Source organism: Klebsiella sp. TF21-TM (genome assembly GCF_019753495.1).
Taxonomy (GTDB): Bacteria; Pseudomonadota; Gammaproteobacteria; order Enterobacterales; family Enterobacteriaceae; genus Klebsiella; species Klebsiella quasipneumoniae.
This window is the reverse complement of the sequence record NZ_JAIJYL010000025.1, coordinates 29,295-44,137: the sequence shown is the minus strand read 5'-3', so window position 1 is coordinate 44,137 and position 14,843 is coordinate 29,295. Positions and strand designations below refer to the sequence as shown.

The following is a 14,843-nucleotide window of genomic DNA, read 5'->3' as shown; positions in this document are numbered from 1 at the left end:
CCAGTTGCGCGGAACAGAACGTTATCGTTAGTAATTGACCTGGCTCGGACCACCGGTATCGCCACGATCGTTACGATCCGGCGTTGAGCTCTGAATGCCCGGGTTAACCGGTTTGGTCGGCGGCGGCGCAGTTTTGTCAGCCGGCGGGAAATAGAGAGGCCCTTTCAAACCGCAGCCGGTCAGGCTGAAGATCGCAAACAAAACGGCAAGCGTAGGAAAAACGTTTTTCATTGATAGTTGCCCGTGATTCATTCTTTCTGCTTTCTATCATCGCAGGAGAAGGCGTAAAAGCAAGCCTTTAGCATCTGACTGCGCGCGCTTTTGTTTCGCGCTATACTGCCGCCAATCTCAAAAATGCGGGACAGAATCATGAATGACAGTGAATTTCATCGCCTTGCCGACAGCCTGTGGATGACCATCGAAGAACGCCTGGACGACTGGGACGGCGATAGCGACATCGACTGCGAAATCAACGGCGGCGTGCTGACCATCAGCTTTGAAAACGGCAGCAAAATCATTATTAACCGTCAGGAGCCGCTGCACCAGGTATGGCTGGCCACCAAACAGGGCGGCTACCATTTCGATCTCAAAGGCGACGAGTGGATCTGCGATCGCAGCGGCGAGACCTTCTGGGATCTGCTGGAGCAGGCGGCAAGTCAGCAGGCCGGTGAGACGGTGAGATTCCGTTAATGACGTGTTTCCCGGATGGCGGCGCATCGCGCCTTATCCGGGCTACCCGACGGCTCAGGTAGTCCCCAGGCCCGTACCGCCGGGCGACGAACGCAGGCACGGAGCCGCGACGCCTGATCCGCCCTGGGAAAGCGCGCCCCGATAAGCGTTACGAGTAGCGCTGCTGCAGCACCGGCGAGGCGGTAACGTCCTGGCTGGTGGGTATCGCGGCGGCAATCGCCTGAGTGCGGAAAGGGATCACCTGGGTGCGCCCATCCACCTCGACAATCTGATAGAACTGCGGCAGGTTGAAGTTGATAAAGCTGGAGCCGTAGGTAAAACGATCGTGCGATGACGAATAGAAGCGGCTGACGTCGCGCACCAGCTCCTCTTTGCTGCCCTCGCAGTGGTGATACACCTCAGCGCGGTTGCTCTCATCGAGAATATAGATGTTAAAGCCGCTGTCGTTGTTATCCGCGTCTTCAAAGAAGAACTGAATAATCCCTTCGCTGGCGAAGCCGTCCACCACCGCCGGCAGCTTAACGTGATTGGTTTCCACCTGCACCGACAGGCCGTGGAGCTTGTTGTGCGAGATAGCGCCGTAGAATTCAATGGCGTTTTCCAGCTTCTGCACCGAAACATTGAGACGCTCGAAGAACAGCCCCCAGGTCTGGCCGGAGACGCGCAGCGCTTTAAAGCGCCCGGTATCCTGGCGGGTACTGGAGAGACGCAGTTCGATGCACTCGGAGATCATCTGCTGTACGCGGGTACGGATCAGGCCGCGCAAGTGCTGGCTATAGCAGAACACCTCCACGCTGTCCGGCGGCGCGGCGTCCTGATGCATTTTACCGAGGATCGTTTTCAGCGCTTCGATCATCGCCTGCTCGCCGTTGAAATGCAGGGTACGCACTTCGTTCCACGAGTTGCGATACAGCAGGTCGACGCTGCCGATCAGGCATTTTTGCTCTTCGCCGAAGCTGAAAACATCAAGCTTACGGAAATCAAAGTGCACCACCTGATTGCGGAAGGCCGCCGTCGGGTCATATTCGAGGTTGACGATAATCGCCAGGTGGCGAATTTCGCATGGGCTGTATAGCGCTTTTGGCGTCGGCGCCGGCAGGCGCAGCGGGAAGTGGTGCGACACGTCGGCCACCATCTCCTGCAGCTTCGCCAGATCGACGATGCCGTTGCCCTTAATAAACAGGCGGGTGCGTGAGGTCAGCAGGCCGTTAAACCAGGCCCAGGCCACCAGCTTATTAAGATAACGGTTATATTCCAGCGGCTGATGGCTGATGATCGATTCCATATCCGGCGCGCGGTTGTACAGATACCAACCGGTACGGTTGGCGCGACCCGGCGGCACGTGGATAAAGGTCAGATTCGGTTCCGACAGGTCCGGCGATATTTGCGGGTTCACCAGCGTCACTTTGCCCGGCAGCGCTTCAAAAGCCGCATACAGCTTACGCGTCAGCACGCCAATATCCTGCGGACTGGCGGAGACGCTGAGGTTATTGCGCCGCGCGAAGCGGATCAGATTACGATAGCTCTGCATCATCGCATCGAGCAGTTCGTTGTGCGCCTTGCGCACTTCATCAATTTTCCAGTTCGCGCGGTTGTCGAGCATCATCAGACGCTTTTCATCCCAGCCCCACGCGTTGACCAGCTGGCTGACGACTTCGCGACGCCAGCCAACGCAGGCGCGTTCGCGGCTGAGTTTTTCACACACTTTCAGATAGAAGCAGCGGCGCACCAGGTCGAGACGGGTTTCATCTTCGATGGCCTGCAGGTAGGTGGTGACGCGCTCCAGCATCATGCAGTACGGGTCGAGGCCGAAGGAGACGATCTCGCCATCGTGCAGGCGCTGTTTGATATCTTTCGCCAGCAGGCGGTTATTGGGGTATTCCCAGGAATAGGCTTCCAGCAGCAGCGTTTTCAGCACCGCTTTATAGGGGGAGTCGATACTCTTATACAGCTGCCACAGGCTGGCGCCGAAGTACTCTTCCGCCGACAGCGAACTGAGGCCGCCGAGATCGAGCCACTCGTTTGGCGTCAGCACGCCCTGGGCATACAGCCCCATGACGTAATCGTCGTAATGCTCTTCTTCATCGCACGGCACCATATTCCACAGAATACGCTTGCCGGCGAGACGGACCGCGGTGCGGTAGAACTCATCGAGCAGTAAAATATGCTGGGTCGAACCGCAGTCTTCGCCGCCGAGGCTGCCGCTTTCGTTATGGCGGAAACGGTTTTCGTCGATCAGGAAGAAGCTGACTTCCACACCGAGCGAGGCCGCCCAGCTCTCAAGCAGGCTGCATTTTCGCTGCAGCAGCTGGCGCTCTTCGCTATCCAGCCAGGCCTGGTGACATACCCAGATATCCAGATCGGAAGAACAGCTCTGGCCGACGGAGGAGGTACTGCCCATCGAGTAGACGCCGGTGATCGGCAGCTCGCCTTTCGGCGGCTCCTGGGTCTGCATGCCGCGATGCAGTTCCAGTTCTTCAAGATAGTGGCGTTGGGTTTCATCAGGCGTGTAGAGGCAAATGCCACGGGGAACGTTACCGTCAAGGTAACCCGGCATCAGCGGGTGATGATAATGTAATAACGTTGGCAGTAGACTGTAAACCTGCTGGAAAGCGGGTCCCATGGCAGCAAGCGCGCGATCCACACGCAGTTGGTTGATGGCATCCAGTCTCTGTTTCAGTGTCTCAATATAGAGGTACAAGACATATCGCCTGATGTTCAAAAACCCGAGGTACAATAGTACGGAGGATTTCAGTATTTCAACAAAAACCGTCACCATTCGTCGTCGGTGTGGTTGTGAAGAGCAGCGGACAGACAAATGGTTTAAAACGTGATCAATTTAACACCTTGCTCATTGACCGTAAAGAAAGATGCGCTACATACAAGTGTAGCACCGTTTATTACCTGTAAATTCCTCACTACGCCTCCGGCAACCGCCCACGCGCATGAAAGGTTAAAAAAGAGTGGGCCGGAGCTATCTCCCACATAAACCGTGAAAACTAACATCCGTAAGACAACAATGTTAGGATGGTTAGTGGTCGACAATGACGGTAACAAGCATGTTAGACAAAGTTTTGAAAATTGCCACACGGCAAAGCCCGCTTGCGCTATGGCAGGCGCAATATGTTAAAGCGCGCCTGGAACAAGCGCATCCCGGACTGAAGGTCGAGCTGGTGCCGATGGTCACTCGCGGGGATGTCATCCTTGATACTCCCCTGGCAAAGGTGGGTGGCAAGGGCCTATTTGTGAAAGAGTTAGAGCTTGCCATGCTCGAAGGGCGCGCCGATATCGCCGTTCATTCGATGAAAGATGTGCCGGTGGAATTCCCGGAGGGGCTGGGGCTGGTGACTATCTGCGAGCGCGACGATCCGCGCGACGCGTTTGTCTCCAATCGCTATGCCTCGATTGATGAACTCCCGGCCGGCAGCGTCGTTGGCACGTCAAGTTTACGCCGTCAGTGCCAGCTGGCCGCCACCCGTCCGGATCTGGTGATCCGCTCTCTGCGCGGTAACGTCGGTACCCGACTGAGTAAGCTGGATAACGGCGAGTATGACGCCATCATCCTCGCCGCCGCCGGCCTGAAGCGCCTGCAGCTCGAGGCGCGAATTCGCCAGCCGCTGTCGCCTGAACAATCTCTGCCGGCGGTCGGCCAGGGCGCGGTGGGCATCGAATGTCGTCTCGACGATGCATGGACCCAGGGGCTGTTAGCGCCTCTCAACCATACGGAAACGGCAGTGCGCGTTCGCGCCGAGCGGGCGATGAACACGCGTCTCGAAGGCGGCTGTCAGGTGCCGATTGGTAGCTATGCGGAACTGAAAGACGGTGAATTGTGGCTGCGGGCGCTGGTTGGCGCCCCGGATGGTTCGCAGATGGTACGCGGCGAACGGCGCGGGCCAGCAGAGCAGGCCGAAGCGCTTGGCATCTCGCTGGCGGAAGAGCTCCTGGATAACGGCGCCCGCGATATTCTCGCGGCAGTTTATGATGGAGAAGCCCCACGATGAGCATCCTGGTCACTCGTCCACTACCGCAAGGAGAAGCGCTGGTCAGCCGTCTGCGGGCCATGGGACGCGTGGCCTGGAGCTTTCCGCTGATAGAATTTACGCCCGGCCGGGAGCTTCCCGCGCTGGGCGACGCGCTTGCCCGCCTGGGGCCTGACGATCTGCTGTTCGCGCTGTCCCAGCATGCGGTGGAGTTCGCCCATGCCCGTCTGCAGCAACAGGGTATGCCCTGGCCCACTTCCCCGCGTTATTTTGCCATTGGCCGCACGACGGCGCTGGCCCTGCATACGGTCAGCGGGCAGCACATCCATTACCCGTTAGATCGGGAAATTAGCGAAGTCTTGCTACAATTACCTGAATTACAAAACATTGCCGGGAAGAATGCGCTGATCTTACGCGGCAATGGTGGGCGGGAACTCTTAGGCGCGACGCTGACCGAGCGCGGCGCCAGGGTCACATTTTGTGAATGTTATCAACGTAGTGCAAAGCATTACGATGGCGCAGAAGAAGCGATGCGCTGGCAATCTCGCGGGGTCACCACGCTGGTGGTCACCAGCGGCGAGATGCTGCAGCAGCTATGGTCGTTAATACCGCAATGGTATCGCGAACGGTGGCTCCTGCACTGCCGCGTTGTCGTTGTCAGCGAACGTCTGGCCCTTCAGGCCCGGGAGCTGGGCTGGCAGGAGATTCAGGTTGCCGATAGCGCCGACAACGATGCGCTGCTACGCGCATTACAATAACTCTCAACATTGGAAGCCATAATGACGGAACAACAAAATCAATCCGCCGTGGTTGAAGAGACCAGGGAGGCCGTGGAGACCACACCACAGCCAGAGAACACTGATAAGAAGAAGGCTGGCAACAAAACCAGCCTGGCGCTCAGCGCGATCGCTATCGCCATTGCGATAGCCGCCGGTATCGGCCTGTATGGCCTGAACAAACAGCAGGCCTCGCGTCAAAACGAAACCACCTCTGAATTATCAAGCCAGGTCGCAGCGCTGCAAAAAGCGCAGGAGAGCCAAAAAAGCGAACTGGAAGGCATTATCAAACAGCAGGCCGAGCAGCTAAACGAAGCCAAACATCAGCAGGAGACGCTGGCCAAACAGCTGGACGAAGTCCAGCAAAAAGTGGCGATCATCTCCGGTAGCGACGCCAAAACCTGGCTGCTGGCCCAGGCCGACTTCCTCGTCAAGCTGGCGGGACGTAAGCTGTGGAGCGATCAGGATGTCACCACCGCCGCCGCGCTGCTGAAAAGCGCCGACGCCAGCCTCGCCGACATGAATGACCCAAGCCTGATCGGCGCCCGCCGGGCGATCACCGACGATATCGCCACCCTCTCCGCGGTGAACCAGGTCGACTACGACGGCATGATCCTCAAGGTTAATCAGCTGGCGAACCAAATCGATAACCTGCGGCTGGCGGATAATAACGATGACGATTCGCCGATGGATTCTGATAGCGATGAGCTCTCCAGCTCCATCAGCGAATGGCGCGTCAATCTGCAGAAAAGCTGGCAGAATTTTATGGACAGTTTTATCACCGTGCGCCGCCGCGATGAAACGGCGGTCCCGCTGCTGGCGCCGAATCAGGATATCTATCTGCGGGAAAATATTCGCTCTCGCCTGCTGGTCGCCGCGCAGGCAGTGCCGCGCCATCAGGAAGAGACCTGGAAACAGTCGCTGGATAACGTCTCGACTTGGGTACGCGCCTATTACGATACCGATGACGCCACCACTAAAGCCTTCCTTGAAGAGGTGGATAAGCTCAGTCAGCAAAGCATTACCATGACGGTACCGGAAACGCTGCAGAGCCAGGCGTTGCTGGAAAAACTGATGCAGACCCGGGTGCGTAATCTGATGGCGCAGCCTGCCGTTTCCGCAGGCGGCGCGCCCTCGCCTGCACCTGCAGCACCGGCCGCCCCCGCTGCGCCGCAAGGAGAGTAACGCATGCTGAAAATTCTTTTACTCTTCGCACTGTTGATCGCCGGGATCGTGCTTGGCCCGATGATCGCCGGGCATCAGGGCTACGTCCTGATCCAGACCGATAATTACAATATCGAGACCAGCGTGACCGGGCTGGTGATCATCCTGATCCTCGCCATGGTGGTGCTGTTCGCCATTGAATGGCTGCTGCGCCGTATTTTCCGGACCGGGGCGCATACGCGCGGCTGGTTTGTCGGCCGTAAACGCCGTCGCGCGCGTAAGCAAACCGAGCAGGCGCTGCTTAAGCTGGCCGAAGGTGATTACCAGCAGGTTGAGAAGCTGATGGCGAAAAACGCCGATCACGCCGAACAGCCGGTGGTGAACTATCTGCTGGCGGCGGAAGCGGCCCAGCAGCGCGGCGATGAAGCGCGGGCTAACCAGCATCTGGAGCGCGCCACCGACCTGGCGGGCGATGACCTGATCCCGGTGGAAATCACCCGCGTTCGCCTGCAGCTGGCGCGCAATGAAAATCACGCCGCGCGCCATGGCATCGATAAGCTACTGGAAATCACCCCGCGTCATCCGGAAGTGCTGCGCCTCGCCGAACAGGCTTATACCCGTACCGGCGCCTGGCAGTCGCTGCTGGATATCATTCCGTCGATGGCGAAAGCTAACGTCGGCGATGAAGAGCACCGCGCCGCGCTGGAACAGCTGGCATGGGTTGGCCTGATGGACAAAGCGCTGGCCGACGGCGGCAGCGAGGGGCTGCGCGAATGGTGGCGCAACCAGAGCCGTAAAACGCGGGCGCTGGTGCCGCTGCAGGTGGCGATGGCCGAGCGCCTCATCGAGAGCGACGATCACGATACCGCGCAGCAAATTATTATTGATGGTCTGAAGAAACAGTATGACGACCGTCTGGTGATGCCGATCCCGCGCCTGAAGACCAATAACCCGGAACAGCTGGAGAAAGTACTGCGCCAGCAGATCAAAGCCGTTGGCGATCGTCCGCTGCTGTGGAGCACCCTGGGCCAGTCGCTGATGCGGCACGGCGAATGGCAGGAGGCCAGCATCGCCTTCCGCGCCGCGCTTAAGCAGCGTCCGGATGCCTTTGATTACGCCTGGCTGGCGGATGCTCTGGATCGCCTCCATCAACCGGAGGAAGCGGCCACCATGCGCCGCGATGGTCTGCTGCTGACGCTGCAGAATAACCCTCAGCAATAACCTTACCTGGCTGTCGCCTCCTGCGGGGCGATAGCCCTTCTCCCCCGCCTTCCCGTTGACGCTCCCCCTGAAAGAAAAAAACGCCTGCGCTGAAATCAGGGCAGGCGTTAAAACAGGTCTGTTTGACAACAAATTGGGTGCTTCACTCAACGTAATGTCCATGGTGTTTGATGAGGCATAAATGCGACATCTGTCAGTGGACGATAAGCACCGTAAGAACGGCTCTGCATCATTCCGGAGTTTATGAGGCACAAAGGCGAACATAAGAGATGGAATGAGCATCTACCCGATTATTATCGCACAGGATCCAGGGAAATTGCATCTACCACAGTGATGAATTGAGAGTTTTCCTGACGCGTATTCTTAAGCAAAGAGAAGATTTTTTATCAGCAAGATCAGGGAAATAAGTCATGGCAGGAAGTCACAGAAAACAAAAAACCCCGCCGAAGCGGGGTTCAAAATTGGTCGGCGAGAGAGGATTCGAACCTCCGACCCACTGGTCCCAAACCAGTTGCGCTACCAAGCTGCGCTACTCGCCGAAATACTGCTTTTTGAATTTTTAGTTCAATTCGTTAAAGTCGTGGTGCGAGGGGGGGGACTTGAACCCCCACGTCCGTAAGAACACTAACACCTGAAGCTAGCGCGTCTACCAATTCCGCCACCTTCGCAAATTCACAACTCTATCAAATAATGGGGTGGCTAATGGGATTCGAACCCACGACAACTGGAATCACAATCCAGGGCTCTACCAACTGAGCTATAGCCACCACTGCAAACCTTTTACGCGGTATTAAAACCACCGCAGCTCCAGCACCGGGTTAATGGTGCGCCCGACAGGATTCGAACCTGAGACCTCTGCCTCCGGAGGGCAGCGCTCTATCCAGCTGAGCTACGGGCGCTTAGCGCCGTTGCGGGGTCGGATAATACGGACTTCCTCCCCCGCTGTCTAGTGCCTTTTAAAAGAAAATTATCGTTTGCTCATGCTTTGTTCGTTTTGGCGCTTATTCAGCCGTATTATTGACTTGCCCCTGCCTTCCAAGGCCAAACACCTTATAAATCAGGGTAACGGCAGCAAGGAAAATAATGCCGACAAAGAGCGACATCCGGGTTTCATCATTCAGCCCCATCCCGATCAGCACGCAGATCAGGAAAGCCATGGTGAAATAGTTGGCCCACGGAAACAGCAGCGAACGGAACGGATGGCTGGCTATCGCTGTCCGATGTACGCGACGGAAACGCAGCTGACTAATCAGGATCACAAACCAGGGCACCATCCCCGGCAGGACGCTGGCGCTATAGACATAGACAAACACCCGTTGCGGATTAGGAATGATGTAATTCAGGCAGGAGCCTACCAGCAGGATCAGAATAGACAGCGCCACGCCGACGGCCGGAACGCCGTTGCGCGATACCTTACCGATCGCCGCCGGCAGCTGACGGTTCTTCGCCAGGGCGTACAGCATACGTCCGCAGCTGTACATCCCGCTGTTGCAGCCGGAAAGCGCCGCCGTCAGCACCACAAAGTTGATAATCCCCGCCGCGGCGGTAATACCGATTTTGGCAAACGTCAGTACGAACGGGCTGCCGTTGGAGCCGATTTGATCCCATGGGAAGATGGTGACGATAACGAAAATCGCGCCGACGTAGAAAATCAGGATCCGCCACAGCACTTTGCCCACCGCGCTGCGCAGTGTGACCTGCGGATTTTTCGCTTCACCAGCGGTAATGCCGATGAGCTCCACGCCCTGATAGGACGCGACCACGATACACAGCGCCGTCAGGAAGCCCTTCCAGCCGCCGGCAAAGAAGCCGCCATGTTCGGTCAGGTTGCCAAAACCGATGGAGTGGCCGCCGTTGCCAAAGCCGAAGAAAATAACGCCCAGGCCCACGACGATCATCACGATAATGGTGGTCACTTTAATCATGGCGAACCAGAACTCGATTTCACCGTACAGCCGGACCGCCGCGAGGTTAGCCAGCGCCACCAGCCCCACGGCAATTAACGCCGGGATCCACTGCGCCATCTCCGGGAACCAGAACTGCACATAGACGCCGATGGCGGTAATCTCAGAGATGCCCACCGCCATCCACATAAACCAGTACGACCAGGCGGTCAGGTAGCCGAAGAAGGGGCTCATATAGCGATGCGCATACACCGCGAAGGAGCCGGTGACGGGCTCAAGGAACAGCATTTCGCCCATTGAGCGCATAATGAAAAAGACGAACAGGCCAGCGATAATGTACGCCAGCAGCACGGAAGGCCCAGCCCACTTCAGGGTACTGGCCGCCCCCATAAACAACCCCACGCCAATCGTCCCCCCAAGGGCGATCAGTTCAATATGCCGGGCCTCCAGTCCACGCTGGAGCTCCGCTTTTTTCTCAGTCATATATCCTCTTGTGTTTGCCGTATTCCGGGTACTCCCGGTTATTGTTATTAACTGAACTCATAGCCTTGCCGACGCGCAGGTCTCCCCCCGCGCGTATGAAGCCTGCGAATGGTTAATGAATTTTATGGAAATGGCAAATAAAGTATCAGGCGAGTAAAGACATTAAACAGAAAATGGACACAAACTCGCCAGAATGCAGAGGAATATTAGAGTTTATTGGTGTAATGCCAACGTAAATATCGTAGCAGCCGGGCCTGCCTTTTAATCCGGCTCGGCTGGGAAACCAGGCGGTAAAACCACTCCAGCCCCAGATCCTGCCAGAACTTCGGCGCCCGATGAACGTGCCCGGTGAAAACATCGTAAGTGCCGCCGACGCCCATATACAGCGCGTGCGGGTACAGGCGCCGACAGTCGCGCATAAAGATCTCCTGACGCGGGGACCCCATGGCGACGGTGACGATTTTCGCCCCGCTGTCGCGAATGCGTTCGAACAATGCCTGCCGTTGCTCAGGCGCAAAATAGCCGTCCTGGCTGCCGACGATATTCACCTGCCAGCGCTGGCGCAGGCTGGACGCCGTCTGCGCCAGGACTTCAGGTTTACCGCCGACCAAAAACACCGGAGTGCCTTCAGCGCCGGCGCGCTGCATTAACGCTTCCCAGAGATCGGCTCCCGCCACGCGGGACACCTGGGCCTGCGGATATTTTTTACGCAGCGAACGTACCACGCTGATGCCATCCGCATATTTAAACTCCGCCGCCTCAATCAGCGCCCGCACCTCGGGGTTATCCTCTACGGCCAGCATTTTCTCGGCATTAATCGCCACCAGCGTCCCCTCCCGGAGAACGCCGTCGGCATACAAATAATCCAGAGCGTGCTGCATATCGCGCCAGCCTATGAGCTGCAGCCCTCTTAACAGGTACAACGGCGCGGAAATGGTCCCAGTCATGTCCATCCTTCTCAGACTTGCGGTTGCGAAAGCGGTTTTACGCGCTTATGAATCAGTCCCACGCTATCCAGGAACCAGTACAGCAGTTTCGCCGCCAGCAAGCAGATACCAAAGATCACGAGGAAAAACACCACGCGGGAGCCGAACGAATCCAGCCCCTCGCGCGCCAGCACTATCATGTTGAAGATAGCGCCGAAACAGAAACTATGCAGGATTGCCGCTTTATAGCGATTGCTCTCCCGGTTGCCGAGCTCATACAGCCAGTCGAACCATTTAATAATCAACCCGACCGCCACAGCGCCCAGCGGCACAAACCAGACGCCGCCCATCACCACCAGCGAGCCAATCAGCGTCGGCGAAATCGCCAGCCCCGAATGGTTGTTTAACACTTCCCAGGTGAAGTAGTTGGCGGTATTGAGCACCATCGTCGGACGCCCGTGCCACATCCAGCTGGGGATAAAGACGTAGAAGTCGCGGATCATCGGCGCCAGCCCCTGGAAATCTATCTTGTCATAGTTTTGCAGCAGCAGCGCCAGGTTCTCCCACGGCGAGAAGGTATCGCGTGTGAGATAGAGGAAGGTATAAAACGCTTCGTCGCCGCTGACGTTCATCCCGTAGCGCTTCAGCGCCAGCCAGAACATGCCGACGATGCCCAGCACGCCCGCCGCAGCCAGCATCCACAAGCTGATCCAGCCGCGAATAATGCCGATAAACAGGAAGATGGCGAAGGCGATGATGATATTGGCGCGAGTCCCGCCGACGATAGCGTAGGTCAGCAGACCAAAGGCCACGGTGCTGACGAGGAAGAAAATCCACGCCTTATAATCCTGGCGCAGGAAATAGACCACCAGCATCGCCGGGATAAAGAAGTAGAAGAAGCGCTTCAACGCCACGCCGGAGACTTCAGCAGAGAAAATCTGGCTGTAGGAGTTGAGCTTAAACAGCAGGAAACCATTGTGGGCGAAGAAGATGCCGACGCACAGCAGCGCCAGCCCCATCAGTATGCCCCACGCCAGATGGGTTTCCACCCGGTTCATGGTAAACAGCGGCCGACGCGTAACCTCACGCGATGCCGGACGCAGCCGCGTTTTATAGGTCACGTAGTAAATCGCGTAGAAGCACACCGCGATCAGCAGCGTCTGCAGCAAAATCTCCGGCGGCGCCACGCTGACGTCAAAGCGGAACACCAGAATACTGGTCAGCGGGAAGCCGAAGAAAAAGGTCAGCAGAAACAGCAACGAGAAAAAGACGTTGAAGTTGAAGCGTACCCGACGGAACTCAAACCAGGTGGCGGTGGCGATAAACAGCGTCGACAGCAGCCAGACCACCAGCAGCCCGCTAAATTGCATTAACGTCATGCCTGCCCCTCCGCCGCTAACCGTAGCGCCCGCTGCCAGCCCGTCAGATAGTTCGGCCGGAAGAAAGCGATACCCGACTTATCCACGCTCGCCAGCTGGCGCTGCGCTTCGCGCACCACGCTGACGTCCAGCGCATCGCTGGTGAACAGCACCGGCACATGCTGCTCGGTCATATCCTGCCAGAACGGGTTTTCGCGGTTGAGCACGCAGGGAATGCCCGCCTGAATCAACAGGCACAGGGTGCCGATCCCCTGCTGACGCGCAAACAGGAAATAGCCCAGATCGCAGCGGCGCAGCAGCGCCAGATAATCATGAAACTCAAGCTTCTCGCTGAGGATCTGCAGATGCTCGCGACTAAACAGCGCCGCCCCCGCCTCACGAACCTCATTGATATAGGCCTCGTTATTCGCCGGATAGCCCATCGGCACGATGACGTTTACCGTATCGCCAAACTGCTGATGGATAACCTTCAGCGCGGCAATATGTTCATTGCTGCGATCCCCGGAGTTGCCCACCAGAATGGTCAGCGTGTCGCCGCGCGGCGCGTTTTCTGCCAGAGTATTCAGCGCCGGATCCATACGGGTCGGGAAGTAGAGCAGTTCGCCCGGAACACGCGGATGGCGGTTAGCGAACCAGCTAAGATCGCCGCGGGTGGCGAAAACGCGCCCTACCCGCCCCTGCGCCAGGCGGCGCAGCGGATAGAACAGGCGGAACTTCAGGCTGGTCGCATTTTCATACAGATCCGCCCCCCAGATATGCCAGTTAAACTGCGATGGGCGGATACCGCCGCTCAACAGCGCCAGCCACAGGCCGGTATTGAACTGGCCGTGGAAGAAAAAGCGCTGCTGACGGTTGGCTTTGGCTTGCGCAATCACCGCCTGCGCCAGCGACTTCTTCCCCGGATAGCAGGTGATGTCCAGCGCCGGATACCCATCACGCACGCTGGCCTCATCACCGACGACCATAAATCTCCTGGCCTGCGGATCGGCGGCCAGTTCGTCGTTAAAGAACCGCAGTACGGTCTGGTTATGATGCGGGATATCCGATCCCAGTACATGTATCAGTGCTGTCATGCCCGTTTACGCCAGAGTAAAAACACGCCACTACAAAGGGCGAAATAAACAATATAAGTGGCCATATACGCCTGCGCCGCGCCAACCGCGCCGTGCGCCGGTATAAGCCAGTGTGAGAATGCGGTCAGCAGCGTGAACTGGCTGATTTCCGTCAGAATATAAAAACGCAGCGACGCTTTAGCGATCACCAGATAGCCATAGACGTAGGCGCCTACTTTTAAAACGTCGCCCACCAGCTGCCAGGCGAACAGGTCACGCATCGCGGTAAAGCGATCGGAAAACAGCAGCCAGATGGCAAAATCGCGCAGCAGCCAGACCGTCAGGCTCGCCGCCGCCACTGCCGGCAGGACGAATTTCAGCGACTTGACTATCTCGCGGGTGATATCCGTTTTGGCGCTCAGCCGCGACAGCGTCGGCAAGAGATAGACGCTGAACGAGGCGGTAATAAACTGCAGATAGGCATCGGAGATACTGCTCACCCCCTGCCAGATACCGACCGCCTCCCAGCCATAATGCGCCGCCAGCAGATTACGCATCATCACATAAGCCACCGGCAGGGTCACTGAGGTTATCAGCGCCATCAGGGTAAATTTCGATAGCTGTCCCGCCAGACCGTTATCCCAGCGCGGACGCAGGGCGCTCAGCGGAATATTACCCCGCCGCCAGAGCATGATGCCCGCCGGGATCACCACCAGCGCCGGCACTAACGCCAGCCCCAGCAGCGCCCCCTGGTAACCACCGAAGTAGTAACAGGCATAATAGGCCGCCACGCCAATCAGGCTGCCGGCAATCAGCGAGAAGGCGTTTCCCGCCGCATCGCGAAAGCCTTTCATCAGCGCCAGCAGGAAGTTCGCCCAGGCGATCCCCATCTGCACCAGCGCCACCAGCCGTACCAGATTCTGATAATGAGTATGACCGAACAGCCCCTGGCTTATCGGCGCCGCCGCCAGTAAAAACACCAGCGCCAGCAGCGTGGAAAAGCCAAGCACCATCGCCGACGAGGTGCCCACCACCTGCTTCAGGCGCGGGGGATCGTCGTGATGCTGAGCCACCAGCTTCGTGACGCCGTTAAATATCCCGGCCCCGGCCAGCACGCCGAGCACGGTGACCAGTTGCCGGAAGTTACCGGCCTGGCCAACGCCCGCGGGCCCAAACGAGACGGCCAGCAGCTTGACGACCAACAGCCCGGCGCCGATTTTGACCAGCGTCGAGGCCGCCGTCCACAATGAGGCTTTTGCTAACGACAT

The 14,843-nt window shown here is 57.7% G+C and carries 12 protein-coding genes and 4 tRNA genes; 5 read left to right on the top strand and 11 right to left on the bottom strand.

The genetic code is table 11. The features are described 5' to 3' along the window. Positions 1-27 precede the first annotated feature (27 nt). Positions 28-231, bottom strand: coding sequence for a lipoprotein (locus K5R89_RS20690; protein ID WP_004886794.1), 204 nt, complete (start codon positions 229-231; stop codon positions 28-30). 138 nt (positions 232-369) lie between these two features. On the opposite strand from K5R89_RS20690, the gene cyaY reads away from it, so the two are divergent. Next, entirely contained in the window at positions 370-690 is a 321-nt protein-coding gene (cyaY, locus tag K5R89_RS20685) for an iron donor protein CyaY (RefSeq protein WP_004886799.1), read from the top strand. 148 nt (positions 691-838) lie between these two features. Here the strand turns inward: cyaY and cyaA are convergent, their stop codons facing one another. Further along, positions 839-3,391, bottom strand: coding sequence for a class I adenylate cyclase (gene cyaA, locus K5R89_RS20680; protein ID WP_002883383.1), 2,553 nt, complete (start codon positions 3,389-3,391; stop codon positions 839-841). 358 nt (positions 3,392-3,749) lie between these two features. Between cyaA and hemC the strand changes: the two genes are divergently transcribed. From hemC to hemY, 4 genes are read left to right on the top strand one after another with little or no spacing between them, the layout of a single operon-like run. Continuing rightward, positions 3,750-4,691, top strand: coding sequence for a hydroxymethylbilane synthase (hemC, locus tag K5R89_RS20675; protein ID WP_032454513.1), 942 nt, complete (start codon positions 3,750-3,752; stop codon positions 4,689-4,691). Beyond that, a complete protein-coding gene (gene hemD / locus K5R89_RS20670) occupies positions 4,688-5,428 on the top strand; it encodes a uroporphyrinogen-III synthase (protein ID WP_023291564.1) in 741 nt (246 codons plus the stop codon). Before hemC ends, hemD begins: the two co-directional genes overlap by 4 nt. A gap of 21 nt (positions 5,429-5,449) precedes the next feature. Further along, complete coding sequence (hemX, locus tag K5R89_RS20665; protein WP_032454512.1) at positions 5,450-6,631, top strand: uroporphyrinogen-III C-methyltransferase; 1,182 nt, start codon at positions 5,450-5,452, stop codon at positions 6,629-6,631. 3 nt (positions 6,632-6,634) lie between these two features. Further along, positions 6,635-7,831, top strand: coding sequence for a protoheme IX biogenesis protein HemY (gene hemY / locus K5R89_RS20660; RefSeq protein WP_023291562.1), 1,197 nt, complete (start codon positions 6,635-6,637; stop codon positions 7,829-7,831). A 462-nt stretch (positions 7,832-8,293) separates the two neighbouring features. On the opposite strand, the gene K5R89_RS20655 is transcribed toward hemY, so the two are convergent. From K5R89_RS20655 to wzxE, 9 genes are all read right to left on the bottom strand, one after another. Beyond that, positions 8,294-8,370, bottom strand: a tRNA-Pro gene (locus K5R89_RS20655). 42 nt (positions 8,371-8,412) lie between these two features. Continuing rightward, a tRNA-Leu gene (locus tag K5R89_RS20650) sits at positions 8,413-8,499 on the bottom strand. A gap of 23 nt (positions 8,500-8,522) precedes the next feature. Beyond that, a tRNA-His gene (locus K5R89_RS20645) sits at positions 8,523-8,598 on the bottom strand. Positions 8,599-8,653: 55 nt separating this feature from the next. Further along, positions 8,654-8,730: transfer RNA gene (locus tag K5R89_RS20640), tRNA-Arg, on the bottom strand. Positions 8,731-8,832: 102 nt separating this feature from the next. Beyond that, on the bottom strand, positions 8,833-10,218 hold the full coding sequence (locus K5R89_RS20635; RefSeq protein WP_087827006.1) for an amino acid permease: 1,386 nt from the start codon (positions 10,216-10,218) through the stop codon (positions 8,833-8,835). 206 nt (positions 10,219-10,424) lie between these two features. After that, positions 10,425-11,165, bottom strand: coding sequence for a lipopolysaccharide N-acetylmannosaminouronosyltransferase (gene wecG / locus K5R89_RS20630; protein WP_023291561.1), 741 nt, complete (start codon positions 11,163-11,165; stop codon positions 10,425-10,427). Between the two features lie 11 nt (positions 11,166-11,176). After that, positions 11,177-12,523, bottom strand: a complete 1,347-nt coding sequence (wzyE, locus tag K5R89_RS20625; protein WP_032454510.1) for an ECA oligosaccharide polymerase — start codon at positions 12,521-12,523, stop codon at positions 11,177-11,179. Further along, the gene (locus K5R89_RS20620; protein WP_101995824.1) at positions 12,520-13,596 is read right to left on the bottom strand and encodes a TDP-N-acetylfucosamine:lipid II N-acetylfucosaminyltransferase; all 1,077 of its coding nucleotides are present in this window, start codon (positions 13,594-13,596) and stop codon (positions 12,520-12,522) included. Before K5R89_RS20620 ends, wzyE begins: the two co-directional genes overlap by 4 nt. Next, positions 13,593-14,843, bottom strand: a complete 1,251-nt coding sequence (gene wzxE / locus K5R89_RS20615; RefSeq protein ID WP_032454508.1) for a lipid III flippase WzxE — start codon at positions 14,841-14,843, stop codon at positions 13,593-13,595. The genes K5R89_RS20620 and wzxE overlap by 4 nt, the downstream gene beginning before the upstream one ends.

Bases quoted from the DNA above. Each gene is read 5' to 3' on its own strand.
- hemC (WP_032454513.1), top strand. From the start codon at position 3,750: ATGTTAGACAAAGTTTTGAAAATTGCCACACGGCAAAGCCCGCTTGCG.
- cyaY (WP_004886799.1), top strand. From the start codon at position 370: ATGAATGACAGTGAATTTCATCGCCTTGCCGACAGCCTGTGGATGACC.
- hemX (WP_032454512.1), top strand. From the start codon at position 5,450: ATGACGGAACAACAAAATCAATCCGCCGTGGTTGAAGAGACCAGGGAG.
- hemY (WP_023291562.1), top strand. From the start codon at position 6,635: ATGCTGAAAATTCTTTTACTCTTCGCACTGTTGATCGCCGGGATCGTG.
- K5R89_RS20635 (WP_087827006.1), bottom strand. From the start codon at position 10,218: ATGACTGAGAAAAAAGCGGAGCTCCAGCGTGGACTGGAGGCCCGGCAT.
- hemD (WP_023291564.1), top strand. From the start codon at position 4,688: ATGAGCATCCTGGTCACTCGTCCACTACCGCAAGGAGAAGCGCTGGTC.
- wecG (WP_023291561.1), bottom strand. From the start codon at position 11,165: ATGACTGGGACCATTTCCGCGCCGTTGTACCTGTTAAGAGGGCTGCAG.
- K5R89_RS20620 (WP_101995824.1), bottom strand. From the start codon at position 13,596: ATGACAGCACTGATACATGTACTGGGATCGGATATCCCGCATCATAAC.
- K5R89_RS20690 (WP_004886794.1), bottom strand. From the start codon at position 231: ATGAAAAACGTTTTTCCTACGCTTGCCGTTTTGTTTGCGATCTTCAGC.
- wzyE (WP_032454510.1), bottom strand. From the start codon at position 12,523: ATGACGTTAATGCAATTTAGCGGGCTGCTGGTGGTCTGGCTGCTGTCG.
- wzxE (WP_032454508.1), bottom strand. From the start codon at position 14,843: ATGTCGTTAGCAAAAGCCTCATTGTGGACGGCGGCCTCGACGCTGGTC.